This is a genomic window from Phyllobacterium sp. SL163, from assembly GCF_049896885.1.
In the GTDB taxonomy this organism is placed as follows: Bacteria; Pseudomonadota; Alphaproteobacteria; order Rhizobiales; family Rhizobiaceae; genus Phyllobacterium; species Phyllobacterium calauticae.
In genome coordinates, this window is the sequence record NZ_JAFCVE010000006.1 from 23,588 (window position 1) to 42,316 (window position 18,729).

General features: G+C 60.8%; 19 protein-coding genes. 5 read left to right on the forward strand and 14 right to left on the reverse strand.

Going from position 1 to position 18,729, the window contains the following annotated elements:
* The first annotated feature begins 5 nt into the window (after positions 1-5).
* The 4 genes from ACP7B1_RS14285 to ACP7B1_RS14300 are packed head-to-tail and all read left to right on the forward strand — an operon-like array spanning position 6 to position 5,128.
* Positions 6-1,541 carry an ABC transporter substrate-binding protein gene (locus ACP7B1_RS14285; protein WP_346305414.1) on the forward strand — a complete coding sequence of 512 codons (1,536 nt, stop codon included), beginning with the start codon at positions 6-8 and terminating at the stop codon, positions 1,539-1,541.
* A 57-nt stretch (positions 1,542-1,598) separates the two neighbouring features.
* A complete protein-coding gene (locus ACP7B1_RS14290) occupies positions 1,599-2,522 on the forward strand; it encodes an ABC transporter permease (protein ID WP_105735065.1) in 924 nt (307 codons plus the stop codon).
* Positions 2,523-2,526: 4 nt separating this feature from the next.
* Positions 2,527-3,381 carry an ABC transporter permease gene (locus ACP7B1_RS14295; protein ID WP_130272160.1) on the forward strand — a complete coding sequence of 285 codons (855 nt, stop codon included), beginning with the start codon at positions 2,527-2,529 and terminating at the stop codon, positions 3,379-3,381.
* A gap of 16 nt (positions 3,382-3,397) precedes the next feature.
* Positions 3,398-5,128 carry a M14 family metallopeptidase gene (locus ACP7B1_RS14300; RefSeq protein WP_426137049.1) on the forward strand — a complete coding sequence of 577 codons (1,731 nt, stop codon included), beginning with the start codon at positions 3,398-3,400 and terminating at the stop codon, positions 5,126-5,128.
* Between the two features lie 9 nt (positions 5,129-5,137).
* Here the strand turns inward: ACP7B1_RS14300 and ACP7B1_RS14305 are convergent, their stop codons facing one another.
* The 12 genes from ACP7B1_RS14305 to pcaD all read right to left on the reverse strand — a co-directional run bounded on the left by ACP7B1_RS14305 (position 5,138) and on the right by pcaD (position 15,578).
* On the reverse strand, positions 5,138-6,043 hold the full coding sequence (locus ACP7B1_RS14305; protein ID WP_346305955.1) for a DMT family transporter: 906 nt from the start codon (positions 6,041-6,043) through the stop codon (positions 5,138-5,140).
* Positions 6,044-6,236: 193 nt separating this feature from the next.
* Positions 6,237-7,040 (reverse strand): alpha/beta hydrolase, encoded by an 804-nt coding sequence (locus ACP7B1_RS14310; protein ID WP_346305954.1) that lies wholly within the window; start codon positions 7,038-7,040, stop codon positions 6,237-6,239.
* Between the two features lie 24 nt (positions 7,041-7,064).
* Entirely contained in the window at positions 7,065-7,784 is a 720-nt protein-coding gene (locus ACP7B1_RS14315) for an ABC transporter ATP-binding protein (protein WP_346305953.1), read from the reverse strand.
* Positions 7,765-8,529, reverse strand: a complete 765-nt coding sequence (locus tag ACP7B1_RS14320) for an ABC transporter ATP-binding protein (RefSeq protein WP_346305952.1) — start codon at positions 8,527-8,529, stop codon at positions 7,765-7,767. Before ACP7B1_RS14320 ends, ACP7B1_RS14315 begins: the two co-directional genes overlap by 20 nt.
* A complete protein-coding gene (locus ACP7B1_RS14325) occupies positions 8,526-9,533 on the reverse strand; it encodes a branched-chain amino acid ABC transporter permease (RefSeq protein WP_346305951.1) in 1,008 nt (335 codons plus the stop codon). The genes ACP7B1_RS14320 and ACP7B1_RS14325 overlap by 4 nt, the downstream gene beginning before the upstream one ends.
* 1 nt (position 9,534) lies before the next feature.
* The gene (locus tag ACP7B1_RS14330) at positions 9,535-10,398 is read right to left on the reverse strand and encodes a branched-chain amino acid ABC transporter permease (RefSeq protein WP_346305950.1); all 864 of its coding nucleotides are present in this window, start codon (positions 10,396-10,398) and stop codon (positions 9,535-9,537) included.
* 225 nt (positions 10,399-10,623) lie between these two features.
* A complete protein-coding gene (locus ACP7B1_RS14335) occupies positions 10,624-11,796 on the reverse strand; it encodes an ABC transporter substrate-binding protein (protein ID WP_223615894.1) in 1,173 nt (390 codons plus the stop codon).
* A gap of 130 nt (positions 11,797-11,926) precedes the next feature.
* On the reverse strand, positions 11,927-13,000 hold the full coding sequence (locus tag ACP7B1_RS14340) for a 3-carboxy-cis,cis-muconate cycloisomerase (RefSeq protein WP_346305949.1): 1,074 nt from the start codon (positions 12,998-13,000) through the stop codon (positions 11,927-11,929).
* A 3-nt stretch (positions 13,001-13,003) separates the two neighbouring features.
* A complete protein-coding gene (gene pcaG / locus ACP7B1_RS14345) occupies positions 13,004-13,618 on the reverse strand; it encodes a protocatechuate 3,4-dioxygenase subunit alpha (protein ID WP_346305948.1) in 615 nt (204 codons plus the stop codon).
* A complete protein-coding gene (pcaH, locus tag ACP7B1_RS14350) occupies positions 13,618-14,358 on the reverse strand; it encodes a protocatechuate 3,4-dioxygenase subunit beta (protein ID WP_346305947.1) in 741 nt (246 codons plus the stop codon). Before pcaH ends, pcaG begins: the two co-directional genes overlap by 1 nt.
* 12 nt (positions 14,359-14,370) lie before the next feature.
* Positions 14,371-14,775, reverse strand: coding sequence for a 4-carboxymuconolactone decarboxylase (pcaC, locus tag ACP7B1_RS14355; protein ID WP_346305946.1), 405 nt, complete (start codon positions 14,773-14,775; stop codon positions 14,371-14,373).
* The gene (gene pcaD, locus ACP7B1_RS14360; protein WP_346305945.1) at positions 14,772-15,578 is read right to left on the reverse strand and encodes a 3-oxoadipate enol-lactonase; all 807 of its coding nucleotides are present in this window, start codon (positions 15,576-15,578) and stop codon (positions 14,772-14,774) included. Before pcaD ends, pcaC begins: the two co-directional genes overlap by 4 nt.
* A 99-nt stretch (positions 15,579-15,677) precedes the next feature.
* Between pcaD and pcaQ the strand changes: the two genes are divergently transcribed.
* A complete protein-coding gene (gene pcaQ / locus ACP7B1_RS14365) occupies positions 15,678-16,625 on the forward strand; it encodes a pca operon transcription factor PcaQ (RefSeq protein ID WP_403184790.1) in 948 nt (315 codons plus the stop codon).
* On the opposite strand, the gene ACP7B1_RS14370 is transcribed toward pcaQ, so the two are convergent.
* On the reverse strand, positions 16,598-17,371 hold the full coding sequence (locus ACP7B1_RS14370) for an APH(3')-II family aminoglycoside O-phosphotransferase (protein ID WP_426137101.1): 774 nt from the start codon (positions 17,369-17,371) through the stop codon (positions 16,598-16,600). The genes pcaQ and ACP7B1_RS14370 overlap by 28 nt on opposite strands.
* Before the next feature lie 97 nt (positions 17,372-17,468).
* On the reverse strand, positions 17,469-18,641 hold the full coding sequence (pobA, locus tag ACP7B1_RS14375; RefSeq protein ID WP_346305942.1) for a 4-hydroxybenzoate 3-monooxygenase: 1,173 nt from the start codon (positions 18,639-18,641) through the stop codon (positions 17,469-17,471).
* Positions 18,642-18,729 lie beyond the last annotated feature (88 nt).

Sequence of the window (18,729 nt, forward strand, 5' to 3'; positions counted from 1 at the left end):
CAACAATGATAAGAACACGACGGGGAATACATGCAGCGTTTCTGGCGCTGGGTCTGGCAGGCACAGCCTTGCTCGCAGCACCCGCATGGGCGGCGGGAACGCTGACCATTTCGTCGCCGCAGGACCCGGGCAGCTGGGATCCGATCGATACGTTTCTCGTCAACTGGGCCTCGGTTGCCACCAATATCTATGATGGCCTGACCTATCGCGGCGCCGATCTGAAACTGGCGCCCGGCCTTGCCACCGCCTGGGAAGAACTCGACGAAGGCAAGCGCATCCGCTTCACCCTGCGCGAAGGCGTAAAATTCCATGATGGCGAACCCTTCAATGCGGAAGCCGTCAAATTCACCTTCGACCGGCTTCTCGGCGAAGAAGGCAAGAAGGGTCCGCAGCGTTCCAACTATGCCGCCATCGACAAGGTGGAAATCATCGACGCGAAAACCGTCGATTTCCACCTGAAGGCGCCGGATCCGGTGCTTCTGACCAAGCTTGCCGGCTATGGCGCGATGATCGTGCCGCCGAAATACATCCAGGAAAAGGGTGACGATTATTTCAACGCCCATCCCGTCGGCACCGGCCCGTTCAAGGTGGTCTCCTACGAGCCGAAGATCGGCATCAAGCTCGAAGCCTTTGCCGACCATTGGGGCGGCGCTCCCAAACTCTCCAACCTCGAATACCGTTTCATCGCGGAACCCGCGACCGCCGTTGCCGAATTGCAGGCAGGCCGCGTTGACCTCGTCATTCCCCCCACCATTCCCGTCGGCATGATCCCGACCATTCAGGCCGATCCGAAGCTGGAAGTGGTCAGCACCGCCGGACCGACCGTCTATGCCCTGCGCTTCAACACCAAGAGCGGACCGACGGCGGATGAACGGGTGCGCAAGGCACTGATCCTTGGCGTTGATCGCGATGCGATTATCCAGACCATCCTTGGCGGCCAGGCAGCACCGATTGCCAGCTTCCAGGGCGCCCTGTCCTTCGGCAACGATCCCGACATGAAGCCGCTGCCCTACGATCCGGAAAAAGCCAAAGCCCTGCTGAAGGAAGCGGGCATTGCGACCGGCACCACGCTGCAGATCGACGTGCGCGGCAACGACTCCACGTTCAACGAGGTGTCACAGGCCATCGCCAGCTATCTCCAGGTCATCGGGCTCAATGCCACGATCAAGCCCTACGAAACCAATGTCCTGCTCAATGACATCATTCCGGCGGGCAAGACCGGTGCGATGTTCGAACAGGCATGGGGCGGCTGGACGCTCGATTACGACAACACCGCCTATTCCATGTATCACTCGGGTGAAAAGTGGAATCCCTATGACAGCGATCCGAAGCTCGATGCGCTGCTGGAATCGCAGCGTTCCATCACCGACCGGGCAAAGCGCGAGGAAATCCTCAAGTCCATCGCCCACTACACGGCGGACCGGGCGCTGGAAATTCCGCTCTACAATTACAATGCGATTTTCGGCGTGAGCAAGCGCGTGAAGAATTTCACGCCTGTTCCCGACAGCCGCCTGCGGCTGACGGATGTCACGGTCGAGTAGCAAAACAGGCCCGTCGCCTTGCAAGGGGCGGCGGGCCAAGGATTGAAGGATAGAGACGTGGCTGGTTTTCTCATCAAACGCTTTCTGCAGGCGATCTTCGTCGTCATTGTCGTGACGCTCATCGTGGCGTTCGCCATTCGCCTCACCGGCGACCCGGCGCTGATGCTGACACAAGGTGCAGGCAGCGTGACCGAAGCGGACCTTGTCCGCATCCGTGAGGCGCTCGGTCTCAACCAGCCGTTTCTTGTCCAGTATTTCGGGTTCATCAAGGGGTTATTCACGCTGGATTTCGGTCGCAGCTTCCTTGGCGGCACGAAGGTCTCCACCCTGCTTGCCGCCGCCTTGCCCGCGACGCTGCTCCTTGCCTTCTCCTCCCTGATCGTCTCCATCGCCATTTCCATCCCGCTTGGCATCAAGGCGGCGACGGCGCGCGGCAAGTGGGCGGATCAGGCGATCCGCATTCTGTCCCTGGTCGGCCTGTCCTTCCCGAATTTCTGGCTGGCGCTGATGCTGGTGCTTTTGTTCGCCATCACGTTGAAATGGCTGCCGCCAAGCGGCATGAACGGTTTCGAGAGCTTCATCATGCCCGCCGTGACCATGGGCATCATCCTCACCGCCACCAATGTGCGCCTGGTACGCACCGCCATGCTGGAGACCCTCAACTCGCAATACATCATGGTGGCACGGGCCAAGGGCCTCAGCGAGAATGTCGTCCTGTACAAGCACGCGCTGCGCAATTGCGCCATTCCGCTCATCACCTATTTCGGCCTGCAGTTCGGCGGCCTGCTCGGCGGCATCGTGGTGGTCGAGCGCGTGTTCAACTGGCCGGGTCTTGGCACACTCGCATTCGATGCGGTCGGCGCGCGTGATTATCCCGTGCTGCAGGCGGTCATCACGGTCCTTTCCCTGATGATCATCGGCGTCAACCTTCTCGTCGACATCGCCTACGGCCTTGTCGATCCGCGCATCCGGACGGAGTAAGCCCATGTCTGCCGTAGCCTCCACCCCTCGATTTGCGCGGTTCCGCAATCTGGAATTCATCCTCGGCGCACTGCTCGCCGGCGGCATGTGCCTCGCCGTCATCTTCTCCAGCGTCATCTTTCCGGGCGGCGCCGAAAAGATCGACCTGATGGCGCGCCTGCTGCCGCCTTTCATGAAATGGGCGCATCCCTTCGGCACCGATCCGCTTGGCCGTGATGTGCTGGCACGGGTGATCACCGGCGGCAAGATTTCGCTGCAGGTCGGCTTCATCTCCGTTGCCGGCGCCGTCATCATCGGCGTGGTGATGGGCCTGATCTCCGGTTATTACCGCGGCTTCTGGGACATGGTGGTGATGCGGTTTGCCGATGTGCAGCTCGCCATGCCGTTCATCCTTCTTGCCATCACCTTCATTGCCATTGCCGGCGGTGGCCTGACCAACATGATCATCCTGCTGATCGTCTCGCAATGGGTGCAATATGCCCGGCTGGTGCGCGGCTCGGTGCTGTCGCTGCGGGACCGGGAATTCATCCTCTCGGCGCGCGCCATCGGTGTGAAAGACCACCGCATTCTGTTCCAGCATCTGCTGCCGAACCTGATCGGCCCGGTCATCGTGCTGATGACCCTCAACGTCGCCACCAACATCCTGCTGGAGAGCAGCCTGACCTTTCTCGGCCTTGGCGTCGATCCGCTGATCCCCAGCTGGGGCGGCATGCTCGCGGACGGGCGCACCTACCTGCAGAATGCCTGGTGGGTCAGCGTCTTTCCCGGCCTTGCCATTCTCCTGACCGTACTGGGCTTGAACCTTCTGGGCGATTGGCTGCGCGACAGCCTTGATCCCACCGGACGAACATCGCGCTAATCAACAGTGAATTGAAATGACACTTATTTATGAAAGCGGTTTCAACCGCACCCTCGACCAGCTCCTCGCAACCTATGGCGAAGCGGCCGCCCGTGGCACGCGTCTCGAAGCCTGGCTGTTCGAGGATGCGCCGAGCCGGCGTGCCGCCGAGGAAAGGCTTGCGGCCTTTGGCGTCGAGGCGCGCTTGCGCAGCGCCTATAAGCCACTCCTGCATTTCTTTCTGGAAGAAGTCGATACCGGCGCCCTGAAAAGCATCGCCATCGCCTATCCCGTGCACGAAAACTGCCCGCAGAACCGCTTTCTCCTTGAGACCTATCCGCTGGCGGCGCTGACCGGCACCGCCGAGCTGCGCTTTGAAACCGGCAGCAGCGCACCCTTCACCTATGATGTGACGCTGGTCTACAAGGACGGCCGCAAGGCTGAGCACACGATTTTCGCCCCCAATCGCATCCATACGGATTTCATTGGCGAAACCCTTGTCTCGCCCACCGGCTGGATCCGGCTGAACGGCGCCTTCGAGGGCACGCGCCTCGAGACCGACTATGAGGCCCTGTTTGCCAATGCCATGCGCGCCGTGATCGATCACGACTGGGGCAATACCGAGCCCTATTTCGGCGAGCTCAATATCCGCGCAACTCTGCCCATGGCCGACCAGCCGCTGCCATTCGGCGATGAAGTCATCAGCCTGCGCGAGGCGCTGCACGAAGACTTCTATTTTTCGCTGCTGGAAGTATTCCAGAAAAAATCCGGCCGTCCGCTCGGCGACCGCGGGCTGCAGCCCGGGCAGATCATACCGGAGATCGTCCACGGCGAGGGGGCTCCTGCGGTCCGGATCGAAACCCGCACGCTCGATACATCCGAAGTATCCGGCGAGGCACAGTCTCTTGCGACGGCGCATGCGCCCATCTTCGTTGCACAGGTCCGCACGGAACTTGCCGGCATCGAGGGCGAAACCTTCGAGGCACGCTCCCGTGCCGGGAGGGCGGTTCAAGCCCGCTACCACAGGGGCACCGATGCCGCCGTCATGATCAGCGGCGGCCAGCACCCGAATGAAACAACCGGTATCATCGGTGCGTTGCGCGGAGCGCAGGCACTTGCGAGCCGTCCGGGCGCGCATTTCACCATTTCGCCGCTGGAAAATCCGGATGGTTACGCCGTGCACCATCGTCTGCGCGCCGACAATCCGCGCCACATGCACCATGCTGCACGCTACACGGCGCTGGGCGACGACCTGGAATACCGCACCGCCGCTCAGCCCCATGAGAAAGCGATCCGCTTTGAGGCGCAGCGCCTGAGTGGCGCGCGCCTGCACATCAACCTGCATGGCTACCCCGCCCACGAATGGACACGGCCGCTTTCCGGTTATGTGCCGCGCGGCTTTGCCATGTGGACCTTGCCGAAGGGTTTCTTCCTCATCATGCGTTACCAGCACGGATGGGAAGAGCGGGCCGAGCGCTTCATCGATGCGGTGACCCGGCGCCTGGCCGCCGTGCCCGGGCTCGTCGCCTTCAACGACACGCAGATCAGCCTCTACGAAACCCATGCGGGTGAAACCGGTTTCCGCATCATCAACGGCTTTCCCTGCATGATCTCGGTCGATGACAGGCATGACGTGCCCTTGACGCTGATCACGGAATATCCCGATGAAACGATATATGGCGACGCGTTCATCGCCGGACATACCGCGCAGATGGAAACCGTTCTTGCCGCATATGCTGCGTTTCAGATGATCGAATCCGTGGCCTGAGTGAAGGTCTCAGTGTTGGGCTTGCCCACTCAGCGTGATCAACATGACAGCGGTGATGGTGACGGCGGTACCGGCCAATTGTAGAGGCGTCATCATCTCATCCAGAAAAACAAAGGCTATGCCCAAGCCGAAAACCGGCGTCAGATTAAGAAAACTGCCTGCGACGTTCGCGCTGATCAAGCCCAGCGCCCGCATGTAAAGCGAGAAGCCCAGCGCATATTGGACAATACCGGATACAAGAACCAGCAGCCATATTCGAAGGGACTGGGGCAAACCTATACCGTCCGGAGACAAGAGCCATTCCACCGGAAGCAAAACCAAGGCGAAGACCAGAGCCACGGTTTGTTGCCACGCGACGATAACGATCGGGCTGGTTTTTAACGCAATGCGCGACGATAGAACGACATAAATCGCGGCTACGGCTGTCGCAAAAAACATCAACGTGACGCCAAAGACGCCATTGCCCGTTGCTTCACTGAAATTGAGCAGATCCAAGGCAACCACCAGGCCCGCAAGCGCCACGACGGATAGAACCAGAAAGCGCCCCGTCGGTGCCACGCGCAGGATAAAGACGGATGCCACCACGATCATGATGGCTTCCGATGACTGGATGAGCGTGGCTGCGCCCGCCTTCATGTCCGTCAGACCGATAAGACCAAGCAAATAGGCCAGGCCGGGCTCGAGCAGCCCGAGCCAGGAATATCGCATAATCTCCCGCCAACGTCCGGACGCAGTTCGTTGCCCCCAGACAACCAGCCACAACACCGCAACACTGCCAACCAATTGTAGAACCAGGAGGGACACCGGCGAAACATCGGCCAAGACAGATTTTGACATCACGGTCGCTGTTCCCCAGCACAGCGCCGCGAGCATCGCTGCACCTATCCCAGCATGAAAACTCGAAAGACTTTTCACGGGCAACTTCCTGTTTCAAATCACTCTGGTCTGAAGTGCCGGACTGCGTGATTCAGGCGCAAGCCCAGCGTATTCAGTAAAATCAAAAATGAAAATTCTACCGCCTGTCGAAATATTGACAGCACGGCATGATGATAGCCAAAATCACATAGCATGGAATGCACGAGAGGTATTTGAGACTAAAGTCCAAGACTCAAGGCAATTTGTCGAGGAAACTCAGCACCGCCTTGTTGAACAGTTCCGGCCTCTGCAGCGGGGCAAAATGGCTGACGCCGGGCAGGCCGATCAATTTGGCACCGGGAATGCTGCGGGCGAGATAGGCAGCATGTTCGGGTTTGATGAACTCGTCATGCTCGCTCTGCACGATGGAAACAGGCACGCGGATTCTGCCGAGATCGGCGGTGGTATAATTGGGTTCGGTCTGCATCATCAGGCTGACCGCGCCGACAAAAGCGTCGAAGTCATCCGGTGTTGCCGAGAGCGCTGCGTAGTCCTTCTTGTGGCGGGCAAAACACCGGTCGATCACCGGTGTCGGCACGAATTCCCGGGTGCCGCTCGGGTCCATGTTGCAGCCGAAGAAGAAAACACCCGTGACGCGATCTGGTTTCTGGCTGGCAAGCACCAGCGCAATGCAGGCGCCGTCGCTCCAGCCGACAAGGGCCGCTTTTGCAAGCTGCAATCTATCCATGACAGCCAGAACATCCGACGCCATCAGGTGATAGGTATAGGGCCGCTCGTCCCGCGTGCTGCGGCCATGGCCGCGGCTGTCGATGACGATGACCCGGCGGCCGGAATGGACCAGGGCCGGAACCTGATACCCCCAGTTGCCGCTGTGACCGAGGCCGCCATGCAGGAGGATCACCGGAGCGCCAGAGCCGTAGGACGCATACCAGATCCGGGCGCCATCATGTTCGACATTGCCTTCGGCTGTCGCCGCAGGCAAAGGCGCCGCGCCATCCGCCTCGAACATCGTCAGATCGTCGTCCTTGAATGTCATGGTGCCCCCAGTCGGAACAAGTCTTCAATGGGCAAGGCTCGACACGCCAAGCAGCTGATGAACCGTTTCATCGTCCTTGGACAATTGCTCCGACGAGCCATCCCAGACGATGCGCCCGCGTTCGAGAATAATGACACGCTCGGCAAATTCCAAGGCGCTCTGGATACGTTGCTCCACCAGGAGGATCGTCATTTCACCGCTGGAAGCGAGGCGTGAAAATGCCGCCATCAGTTCCTCGCAGATAACCGGCGCCAGTCCCTCCAGCGGTTCGTCCAGAAGCAGCAGGGAAGGGCGGCCAAGGATGGTGCGGGCCGTGGACAGCATCTGCTGTTCGCCGCCCGACAGTTTTGAGCCGGAATTGGCCCGGCGTTCGTACAGGCGCGGAAACATGTCATAGGCTTCCTGCAATGCGCTGCGCGGCCTGCCCTTCAGCCCGACGAACAGATTCTCCTCCACCGTCAGCGATGGAAAAATCGCCCGTGACTGCGGAACGAAACCGAGCCCGCTCCAGGCGCGCGCGGCGCTGTCCATCGCGGTCAGGTCGCTGTTGCCGAGTTTGATGGTCCCGTCATAGCGCTTCGTCTGTCCGGCAAGCGTTGCGAACAGTGTCGTCTTGCCGACACCGTTGCGGCCGAGCACGGCCACGCGTGACCCGGCTGCCGCGGTGAAAGAAATATTCTCGATCACCCGCGTCGGGCCATAGCCCGCGCACAGGTTTTCCACTTCAAGCTGCGCTGCTGGCATGGGCATAGCTCCCCAGATAGGCTTCGCGCACCCGCGCATCTTCGGTCACGTCGCGCGGCGAGCCATCGAAGATGACCGCCCCTGCGGCGAGCACCACGACCCGCTTGGCAAAGCGGAAAACGAGATCCATGTCATGCTCGATCATCAGCACCGCGAGATCGTCGGGCAGTTGCGCAAGCGCATTTTCGATCAGGAACGTATCGCTGTGCGGCACGCCCGCCGCCGGTTCATCCAGCAGCAGCACCTTCGGGCGCAGCGCCATTGCCAGGGCAATTTCCAGGAGGCGCTGCTGGCCATAGGCAATCGCGCCCACCGGCACGGATGCAAGCGCACCGAGATTGAGCGTTTCAAGGATGCCGCGCATTTCGCGCATGACCTGCGGCATGGCATGAAAATTCCCGGCCATGCGCCCGGATTTGCCCTCGCGCTGCAGGATGGCCAGCGCCACATGCTCCTCGGGTGTCATCTCCGGGAACAACCGGGTGACCTGAAAGGAACGCACGAGCCCGGCACGCACACGCCGCATCGGACTGAAGCGGGATATGTCCTCGCCATCCATCAGCACCCGTCCGGAACTCGCCTGCAGGTGCCCGGTCACCAGATTGACGAAGGTGGTTTTCCCCGCGCCGTTCGGGCCGATCAGCGCCAGCCGGTCTCCCCGCGCCATGGACAGCGAAACATCCCGGGTGACATCCAGCCCGCCAAAGGATTTTTTCAGCCGTTCGACTGCAAAGACCGCACTCATGGATTGCTCCTTGCAAAACGTCTGGCGAGCTCTGCCGCCGTGCCATAGAGCCCCTTCGGTGCGAAGAGCACCACGGCAATCAGCAAGGCGCCGACAATGGTCAGCCAGTGGAACGGGTTGGCGGCGGAGACCACATGTTCGAACCACATGAACACGACCGTGCCGGCAAGCGCGCCAAACAGCGAGCCCGCACCGCCCAGCACCAGCATGACCAGCGCCTCGGCTGAGTTGGTGAAGCTCAGGCTGTCGAGCCCGACGACCTGCGTTGACACCGCATTGAGCGCACCGCCAATGCCGGCGACGGCGCCCGATATCACATACATCCTGATCAGGCTCGCCTTGACCGAAGCACCCATCGCGCTGACGCGGACAGGGTCCTGGCGGATGCCGCGGCACAGCATGCCGAAGGGCGAGCGCACGAGGATACGCAGGAGAACAAAGACAGCGATGAGCAGGACGATACCGAAGACGTAGGCCGTCCGCCCCCAGAGATCGAAGGCAAAGAGCCCAAACAGCGGATCGGGTGCAATGCCCGAGAGGCCGTCGCTGCCGCCGGTATAGGTGGACGCCTTGTTGGCCGCTTCATGGAAGAGGTGAATGACCGCAATGGACAGGACCAGTTGGGCAAGGCCATGGCCGCGCAGGATGACGACGCCGGAGACAAGACCGGCAACGGCTCCGGCGATGGCGCCGATAGCGATCATGCTGATCGGTTCGGTGATGCCGAAGGTGACGGCAGCTATGCCTGCCGCATAGGCCCCTGCACCGAACAATGCGGCATGGCCGAGGGTTGCAACACCGCAATAACCGGTGACGAGGTCAAGCGACAGCACCAGCAGCATGATGGCGATGATGCGGGTCAAAAGTGCCAGATTGTCTGGAAACAGGACGTAGCCGCCGATAGCAGCCAGGACGATGACGGCAACGCCAATAAGATCCCGTTGCCATGGCCTGCCCGTGCGGACAGCCGGAGCGGCGGACGGGGAGATGTCGGTGGCACTCATGTCATTTCGCCCTTCCAAGAAGGCCACGCGGAAACACCCAGACGATGGCAATCACCGCGAGATAGAAGAAGAATTCGCCATATTCTGGCACGAGATAGCGTCCTGTCGTGTCGATGGCGCCAAGCAGAAGGCAGGCAATGAGGGCGCCCGGAATGGAACCGGCACCGCCGACCGAAACGACAACGAGGAAGGTCACCATATAGCGCAGCGCATAATAGGGCTCGACGGGCAAAAGCTCCGCACCGATTACGCCGCCGAAGGCGGCAAGCCCCACGGCGAGGGCAAAGCTTGCGGCATAAACGATCCGCGTGCGCACGCCGAGCGAAGCGGCCATGGCGGTGTTGTCGACCGAAGCGCGCAGCTTGACCCCGAACGACGTGCGCTCGATGAGAAACCACAGGCCGAGCGCCACGGCGACGCCGCACGCAATGGCAAACAGCTTGTGGGCGGCAATGGTGCGGAAACCGAGATTAACCGGACCCTGCAGATCAGCGGGCAGGGGAATGGTTTTCAATGTCGGGCCGAAGACATAATTGGCGAGGCCGATGACGCAGAAGGTAATGCCGATGGTCATCAGCACCTGCGTCAGTTCGGGTGCACCGTAGATGCGGCGATAGAGGAAGCGCTCCAGCGGAATGGCGATGACGATCGTGCCGACGACGGCGAGAATAATGGCAAAACCGTAGCCGAGGCCCAGATCGCGCGCCGCATAGGACGCGATATAGCCGCCGATCATGGCAAAGGCGCCATGGGCAAGGTTGACGACGCGCATCAGTCCCATGGTCACGGACAGACCGATGGAGATGATGAAAAGCACCATCCCGTAGGCGAGCGCATCGACGCCTATGCTGAAGAAAACCTGCATCAGATCATCCCGGTCACGGAAAGAAGGCTATCACCCCCCTCCGGGCTTCCGCCCATCTTCCCCACAAGGGGGGAGATCACATCGACATCTGCACTTGTACTGACTTTGCGATGTCTCAGAACTGACTGAAACAGTGATGCAGGCTGATCTCCCCCCTTGTGCGGGAGATGTCCGGCAGGACAGAGGGGGGTGCCTGAATCAGATAGATTTCGCATCGGCTATCGCCTATTTGGCCGCAGCCAGACCGGGGTCGGGCTGTTTCTCGAACGTTTTGATTTCCTTGTTGTAATAGGCGCCGTCGCTGCCCTTGGCGACTTCGCGCAGATAGATGTTCTGCGTGATATGCCGGGTTTCCGGATCGATGGACACCGGCCCGCGCGGGCTTTCCCAGGCAAGGCCCTTCACTGCATCGACCGCCTTCTTCGCATCCTGCTTGCCGCCGGTGGCTTCGATCATCTTGTAGATGACATGCATGCCGTCATAGGCGCCGACTGAAGGGAATGAAAGTTCTGCCGGATTGCCGATGGCCTTGCGCGCGGCCTCGACAAAGGCCCTGTTCTCGGGCGAGTCATGCGCAATGGCATAATGGAACGTGGTGAGGATACCAAGTGCCGCATCGCCAAGCGCCGGCAGATCGGATTCCTGCGTCAGATCGCCGGGCGCCAGAAACTGCACACCGGCTTCCTTCAGGCCATTTTCATTATAGGCTTTGACAAAGCCCAGCGTCGTCGGACCAGATGGCAGGAAAGCAAAGACGGCCTGCGCCCCGGAATTGCGCACCCGCTGCATGACCGGGCTGAAATCATTGGTCGACAGCGGCATGCGGATGGATTCGACGACCTTGCCGCCCTCCTTCTCGAAGGTGGTCTTGAAGGCGTTTTCCGCATCCACGCCCGGTCCGTAATCGCTGACCACGGTGATGGCTTTCTCGATACCGCGCTCGCGGGCAATTTTGGCCATCGGTGCGGACGTCTGCCAGGTGGTGAATGATGTGCGCACCACGTAGGGGCTCTTGGTGACAATGGCCGATGTCGCCGCATTCATAACCACCAGCGGCACGTTGGCCTGCTGCAGCAGCGGCGTGACAGCCATGGCATCGGGGGTGAAATAGAAGCCCGCGAGATACTGCACGCCTTCCTTCACCACCAGTTCCTGCGCCAGCGCCTTTGATTGTGCGGGATCGGCCTGCGGCACGTCGCGGTACAGCACTTCGATCGTGTCATTGCCGATCTTGTTGCCATGGGTGGCGATATAGGCATCAATGCCGGCCTTGAAGTTCTTGCCCTGAATGGCGAACGGACCCGAGAACGGACCGACCACGCCAATCTTGATCACATCGGCATAGGCCACGCCGCCAAGCAGGACGGCTGCCGCTGCAGCCAGAATAAGCTTTTTCATCATTCCTCCCTTTGATCCCCTGCCGGCCAGATCATTCTCCTCATCTGGTCCGTTTGGAATGTTTCGTTCAATGTCTCATACCGGTTGGTAATGTAAAATGAAAACTATGCGCTATTGCATAATCCCTGAGTTATGATTGTTCCGGCGACTTGCCGTTTCCGAGCCCCGTTATGGAAGACAACAGACCGCTCGTCGCCTGCAGCGATGTCGCTGATGCCATGACCATGGACGGCAGGATCATCCACTCCAGTGTCCACGCCGTGCCTGACCGCTCCTGCTCGTGCACCAGCGCCTGGTGCATGCCGGAAAGCTGCGTGGCGTTGTAGCGGGCGAGTGTGACAAGCAGTTCAGCCTGAACCGGATTCTGCTTGTGCGGCATCGCCGATGAACTTCCCCCGCCGCGAAGGCTGATCTCGCCGCCGGATTGTGCAAGCAAGGCAATATCCTGCCCGATTTTTCCCAGGCTGCCCGTCACGAGCGAAAGGAACCCGGCGAAATCTGCGATACGGTCGCGCTGGCTGTGCCACTGCGGCGCGTCATGCAGGCCAAGCGCCGCGGCAAGGCGCTGCCGAACGGCATCCGCCTTATCGCCAAGCTTTTCCAGCGTGCCCGCTGCTCCGCCCAGTTGAATGACCGGAAAAGACCGGGCGAGAAAGGTGAGCCGTTCGCTGTCGCGAAACAAGGGTGCCCGCCACGCGTCGATGCGGTCATGCACGGTAATGGGCATAGCCGCCTGCATGCGCGTATGCCCCATCAGGCTGTTTGCGCCAAAGGCAGCCTCGAGCCGATCCAACCCCGCAATCACATCGTCCAGCCCGTCGGCAAGACACGCAATGGCAGGCTTCAACCGGATCATCAGGCTGGTATCGATGACATCCTGACTGGTTGCGCCGAAATGCAGGGCGTTCCGATGTTCCTCGGGAATTGTCACACGCAATTGCCACACCAGCTCCGGCACGACGACACCATCGCGGGCGGTCGCGGCCTTCAAGGCCGTCATGTCAGGCACGAAAGACCGGCAGGCTGTTGCAATTGCCCGCGCGGCATCGGCGGAGATGACCGCTTCATCCGCCTCTGCCTGCGCCAGTGCCGCCTCGAAATCGAGCATGGCGGCAATATCGGCGCTGGCGGAAAACCAGTCCGCCGCCGCTTGCGCGCCGAGAAGGCCGGAAAGAAACGGATGATCGAAGGGCGAGATACTCATCGGTCAGATATCGAAGAAGACAGTTTCCTTCTCCCCCTGCAGATGGATATCGAAATGAAAGGTCGAACCATCCTTACGGGCGAGAAGTGTCGGCACGCGGTTGCGGTGCTCGATGCGCTGCAGCACCGGGTCTTCGGTGTTCGCGGCCTCTTCATCAGCGAAATACAGGCGGGTCTGCAGACCGATATTGATGCCACGCGCCACGATCCACAGCGTCACGTGCGGTGCCATCAGCCTGCCGTCCTTATAGGGCACACGGCCGGGCCTGATCGTCTCGAAAACATATTCGCCGGTTTCCATATCCGTCGGGCAGCGACCCCATCCGGTGAAGTTGGGATCGGCAGTACCGCGCATTTCCGAGGGGCTGTTGTACAGTCCTCCAGCATCCGCCTGCCAGATTTCCACCAGCGCATCGCGCAGCGGCGTGCCGGTCCCGTCAAAAATCCGGCCGCGCAGCGTGATGCGCTCGCCCAGCGTCCGGTCATTGACCATGGCAACGCCAAGATCGGTGTCGTAAACGCCCGTGATCCCCGAGAAATTCGGCGTGCAGCCGATATGCACATAGGGTCCGGCGGTCTGCGACGGCGTTTCCTTGAGAAAACCCAGAGACTGAACCATCAATTGCCCTCCATCCGGTTCTCGAACAGCGTGGAACGGCGCCCGCGCAGCACGATATCAAACTTGTAGGCGCGCGCATCCATGGGGATAGTGTTCTGGCGGTCGAGCGCGGCGATTAACTGCTCGATGGCCGCCTTGTCGGGGATCGATTTGACGATGGGGCATTGCCAGATCATCGGATCGCCCTCGAAATACATCTGCGTGATCAGCCGCTGGGCGAATCCGTGCCCGAAAACGGAAAAATGGATATGGGCCGGACGCCAGTCATTGACGCCGTTCGGCCAGGGATAGGCGCCGGGCTTGACCGTGCGGAAACGATAATAGCCATCCTCGTCCGTGATGGTGCGGCCGCAGCCGCCAAAGTTCGGATCGAGGGCCGCGAGATAGCCTTCGCGCTTGTGGCGGTAGCGTCCGCCGGCATTGGCCTGCCAGAATTCGAGCAGCGCACCCGCCACGCCGAGACCGCGCTCATCCACCACGCGGCCATGCACGATGATGCGCTGGCCGATGGCGCTTTCACCCGGCCTGGCAAAATTGTGGATCAGGTCCGCATCGAGTTCGCCGAGCAGCGCATGGCCGAACACCGGACCGGTGATTTCTGACAGTGTATTGTCGAGCGACAACAGCGCCCGCTGCGGCGAGCGGACGACGCTTGTCTTGTAGTCCGGCGTATAGGCAGGCGGATGCCATTGCCTGTCGCGCTGGAAGAATGCGCCGGTTTCCGGTTTTCTATTGGACACAGTTGCCTCCCGTCACGCGGCCTGTCCGGCCTCGAGTTCCTTATAGACCTGCTTTGCCAGCTTGATGGCATGGTTTGCCGCCGGAACACCCGCGTAAATTGCAACGTGCAGCAGGGCTTCGCAAATATCGTCCTGTGTCGCGCCCGTATTGGCCGTTGCGCGGATATGCATGGTCAATTCGTCATCCTGACCAAGCGCGGCCAGGAGCGCGATGGTGACAATCGAGCGTTCGCGCTTCGTCCAGCCGGGCCGCGACCAGACATGCCCCCACGCCGCCTCGGTGATCAGTTCCTGGAAGGGCTGATCGAAATCGGTCTTGGTGGTTTCCACCCGGTTGACATGCTCTTCGCCCAGCACGACGCGGCGCGTGGCCATGCCCTGCAGATAACGCCGCGATGGGGCAGCCGTATCCGTCATGGTTTCCCTCCAAGCTTGAATTCGTCGACAAAGGCCCTGATCACGGCGACCAGCGTTTCCGGCTGTTCGACACAGGGAATATGGCCCGCATCCCGGATCACCTCATAGCGCGCACGCGGGATGAGCTTTGCCAGTTCGAGCACCAGATCCGGCGGCGTCGAGCCGTCCTGATCCCCAACAATGCAGATGGCCGGCACCGCAATGCGCTTTGCCGCTTCGGTGAAATCCGCATCGCGCAGCGCAGCGCAGGTACCGCTGTAGCCATCGGGAGGCTGGCGGATAAGCATGTTGCGGTAGCCGGTCAGATCATTGGCCCGCTCCCGGTGGAAGGCCGGGGTGAACCAGCGCTGCAGGATCGTGTCGGCAATGGATGCGATGCCATTCCGGGTCACGGCATCGATGCGCGCATTCCAGAAATCGGCCGTGCCGATCCTGTGCGCGGTATCGCACAGGACCAGAGCCTGCACGAGTTCCGGTCGTTTCGCATAAAGTCCCTGCGCCACGAGCCCGCCGACGGACAGACCGCAGATGACGGCATCCTTGACCGAGAGGTAGTCGAGCAAACCCGCGAGATCACCGACATGATCGTCGATACTGTAAGGAGGCGCTCCCAGATCCGACAAGCCATGTCCACGCATGTCATAGGTGACGATGGCAAACTCTCCGACCAGACGCACGATCACGTCACGCCAGATGCGAAAATCCGTACCGAGGGAGTTGGCGAAAACCAGCACGGGCTTGCCTGCGGGCGCGCTGATCAATTGGTAATGCAGCGTGACGCCATTGATGTGAGCAAATTGCACCGAAGTCCTCCCGGTCAGTTATGTCGATAATGGATTATGCATTTGGTTCAGTAAAATGATATCTTGCCGCATTCGCTTAACCCCGGGGTTATGAAATATATGATCGACGGCCGTATCAAGTTCCGCCACCTGCAGACTTTTCTCGAAGTTGCCCGCCAGAAAAGCGTGATGAAGGCGGCGGCGATTCTTCATATCAGCCAACCGGCTGTAACCAAAACCATTCGAGAAATGGAAGAGGTGCTCGGGGTTGCCATGTTCGAGCGCGACGGGCGCGGCATCCGCATCACCCGGTTCGGGGAGGTTTTCCTGCGCTATGCGGGGGCCGCGATCACCGCGCTGCGGCAGGGCATCGATTCCGTCAGCAACGAGCAGTCGGGCGAGGGGATTCCCGTCCGGGTGGGTGCCTTGCCGACGGTTTCCACCCGCATCATGCCGCAGGCCATCAGCCTGTTCCTGCAGGAGAAGACACAGAGCCGGCTGAAAATCGTCACCGGCGAAAATGCCGTGCTGCTCGAACAATTGCGGCTCGGCGATCTCGATCTCGTGGTCGGACGGCTGGCGGCGCCGGAAAAAATGACCGGCTTTTCCTTCGAACATCTCTATTCCGAACAGGTGGTGTTTGCCGTCAGTGCCCGCCATCCCCTGCTCAATGCCAGCGAGGACATTTTCAATCGCCTTGCCGAATTCCCGGTGCTGATGCCGACGCGGGCCTCCATCATCCGGCCCTTCGTCGACCGGTTTCTCATCGCCAATGGCGTGGCCAAGCTGCCGCATCAGATCGAGACGGTCTCCGATGCTTTTGGCCGGGCTTTCGTCCGCTCGCATCAGGCGGTGTGGATCATTTCCGCAGGGGTGGTTGCCAGCGATATCGCCGACGGAACGCTTGCGTTGCTGCCCATCGACACGACCGAGACCAAGGGACCGGTTGGCCTGACAACCCGCGCGGACGTTACCCCATCATTGCCGCTGATGATCCTGATGCAGACCATCCGCGAGGCGGCGGGGGAGATGAAACCGGATCAGAAAAACTCGTCGAGCAGCCGGTAATAAGCCAGCTTTGCCGGATCGGCCTGCGTCAGGCCGTAGCAATCCAGAAAAAGCTCCACCCATTCTTCGCCGAAATTATCCGCAATGCTGCGGCATGCCAGCGCAATATCCTGGTAGCGATCGGCAAGACCAAGCCGGTCGCAGTCGATATAGCCGGTGAAGATGCCATTCCCGGCCATGAAATTCGGCAGGCAGGCATCGCCGTGGGTAACAACCACATCTCCAACTATCGGCTTTTCGGCCACCAGCCGGCTGAAAAGGTCAGATGTCGTCTTTCCCAGCATATCGTCGTCGAAATCCGTCTCGTCCACCAGCCCGGCGTGCATGCGGGCCCGCGCGGCTTCAATGCGCCCGTCAAGCCGGTGATCGAATGGACAGGTCGCGGGATCAAGCGCATGCAGCTGGCGCAGCGCCCCGGCAAAAATCCGGATACGCGTTTCGATGGACAATGAATCGGCCGAGGCAAGATCTTCACCGGCAACCCCGCTCATCAACAGCCAGAAGCGGCCGGCATGGGCGCCCTCGAAGAGAACATCGGGGCAGGGCATATCGCGGCAGGACAGCCAGCGAAGTCGCGCCGCCTCATCGGGCAACTCACCGTAAGGGCTAACGGCTTCGACCTTGATGAAGAGCCGGGGCAAGCCTTCGCCTTGCAGCATGAAAACCTGCGCATCGGAACAGCCGAGCGCATCGCGGTTCCAGCTGTAGCCCGCGACGAGAGCTTGCAGTTGTGGCGGCACAAGCATCGCGTCCGGCGGATTTGGTGTCGCGGTCATGGGAATGTCCGGTTTCAGGCGTGTTCTTCAGGCACGCATATGCGTGCGGTGGAACCGAAGCAATAACCTAAAACGGCAGTCCCACATAGTTCTCGGCAAGCGCCGTTGATGCCGCCCGGGAGTGGGTGAGATAATCGAGTTCGGCTTCCTGTATTTTCTGGCCGAATGCGCCGGTATCGGGAAAGCGGTGCATCAGCATCGTCATCGACCAGGAAAACCGCACGGCCTTCCACACGCGCAAAAGTGCACGGCGCGAATAGTCGTCAAGGGCCGCCGTGCTCTTATCGGCATAATAGTCGCGCAGGCCTTCGAAGAGATAATGCACGTCACTGGCCGCCAGATTGAGACCCTTTGCCCCCGTCGGCGGCACGATGTGGGCGGCATCGCCAGCCAGGAACAAACGGCCGAAGCGCATGGGTTCGGCCACGAACGAGCGAAGCGGCGCGATGGACTTTTCAAATGACGGGCCTGTCGTGACGGCGGCCGCATCCTCTTCCGGCAGCCGCCGTCGCAACTCGTCCCAGAACCGGTCGTCGGACCAGTCCTCCACCCTGTCGTCCAGCGGGCACTGCACGTAATAGCGGCTGCGCGTCAGGGAGCGCATCGAGCAGAGCGCAAAGCCGCGTGGATGGTTGGCATAGATCAGCTCGTGTGCCGCCGGGGGCACCTCTGCCAGAACACCGAGCCAGCCAAAGGGGTAGGTGCGTTCGAACGTCCGGATCGCCTCCGCCGGCACGGACCGGCGGCTGACCCCATGGAATCCGTCGCACCCGGCAATGAAGTCGCAATCGATGCGATTGGGTCTGCCGTCCCTTTCGAAGGTGACGAACGGCTTTTCCCCGTCGAAATCATGAATGGCAACGTTCTGCGCTCCGTAAAATGCCGGGGCGCCGCTTGCCTCGCGCTGCTGCATCAGATCACGGGTCATCTCGGTCTGGCCGTACACCGTCACCCGCTTGCCGCCTGTCAGGCCGAACAGATCGATGCGATGATTGCGCCCGTCGAACGCCAACGAAAAGCCGTCATGCGGCAGGCCTTCCGCATGCAGACGGGCGCTGGCGCCCGCCTCGTCCAGCAGCCGCACCGTGCCCTCTTCCAGCACTCCGGCGCGCACGCGCCCCAGAATATGGTCCTTGCCCGACCGGTCGAGGATGATGTTGTCGATACCGGCCCGGGTCAGAAGCTGGCCGAGCAGAAGCCCGGCAGGTCCAGACCCGATGATAGCCACGTGCGTGCGCATGATGCCTCCCAGCATGAAATAATTGCGCAAGGCTAGCGGCAGGACGCAACTGAACAATGGACTTCTCAGGCAAAAAACAGGACAATCT

Excerpts from the sequence above, each read along its gene's own strand:
- ACP7B1_RS14310 (WP_346305954.1), bottom strand. The coding sequence starts at position 7,040 with ATGACATTCAAGGACGACGATCTGACGATGTTCGAGGCGGATGGCGCG.
- pobA (WP_346305942.1), bottom strand. The coding sequence starts at position 18,641 with ATGCGCACGCACGTGGCTATCATCGGGTCTGGACCTGCCGGGCTTCTG.
- ACP7B1_RS14340 (WP_346305949.1), bottom strand. The coding sequence starts at position 13,000 with ATGAGTATCTCGCCCTTCGATCATCCGTTTCTTTCCGGCCTTCTCGGC.
- pcaG (WP_346305948.1), bottom strand. The coding sequence starts at position 13,618 with ATGGTTCAGTCTCTGGGTTTTCTCAAGGAAACGCCGTCGCAGACCGCC.
- pcaQ (WP_403184790.1), top strand. The coding sequence starts at position 15,678 with ATGATCGACGGCCGTATCAAGTTCCGCCACCTGCAGACTTTTCTCGAA.
- ACP7B1_RS14315 (WP_346305953.1), bottom strand. The coding sequence starts at position 7,784 with ATGCCAGCAGCGCAGCTTGAAGTGGAAAACCTGTGCGCGGGCTATGGC.
- ACP7B1_RS14300 (WP_426137049.1), top strand. The coding sequence starts at position 3,398 with ATGACACTTATTTATGAAAGCGGTTTCAACCGCACCCTCGACCAGCTC.
- ACP7B1_RS14330 (WP_346305950.1), bottom strand. The coding sequence starts at position 10,398 with ATGCAGGTTTTCTTCAGCATAGGCGTCGATGCGCTCGCCTACGGGATG.
- ACP7B1_RS14320 (WP_346305952.1), bottom strand. The coding sequence starts at position 8,529 with ATGAGTGCGGTCTTTGCAGTCGAACGGCTGAAAAAATCCTTTGGCGGG.
- pcaC (WP_346305946.1), bottom strand. The coding sequence starts at position 14,775 with ATGACGGATACGGCTGCCCCATCGCGGCGTTATCTGCAGGGCATGGCC.
- ACP7B1_RS14335 (WP_223615894.1), bottom strand. The coding sequence starts at position 11,796 with ATGAAAAAGCTTATTCTGGCTGCAGCGGCAGCCGTCCTGCTTGGCGGC.
- ACP7B1_RS14285 (WP_346305414.1), top strand. The coding sequence starts at position 6 with ATGATAAGAACACGACGGGGAATACATGCAGCGTTTCTGGCGCTGGGT.
- ACP7B1_RS14370 (WP_426137101.1), bottom strand. The coding sequence starts at position 17,371 with ATGCTTGTGCCGCCACAACTGCAAGCTCTCGTCGCGGGCTACAGCTGG.
- ACP7B1_RS14295 (WP_130272160.1), top strand. The coding sequence starts at position 2,527 with ATGTCTGCCGTAGCCTCCACCCCTCGATTTGCGCGGTTCCGCAATCTG.
- ACP7B1_RS14325 (WP_346305951.1), bottom strand. The coding sequence starts at position 9,533 with ATGAGTGCCACCGACATCTCCCCGTCCGCCGCTCCGGCTGTCCGCACG.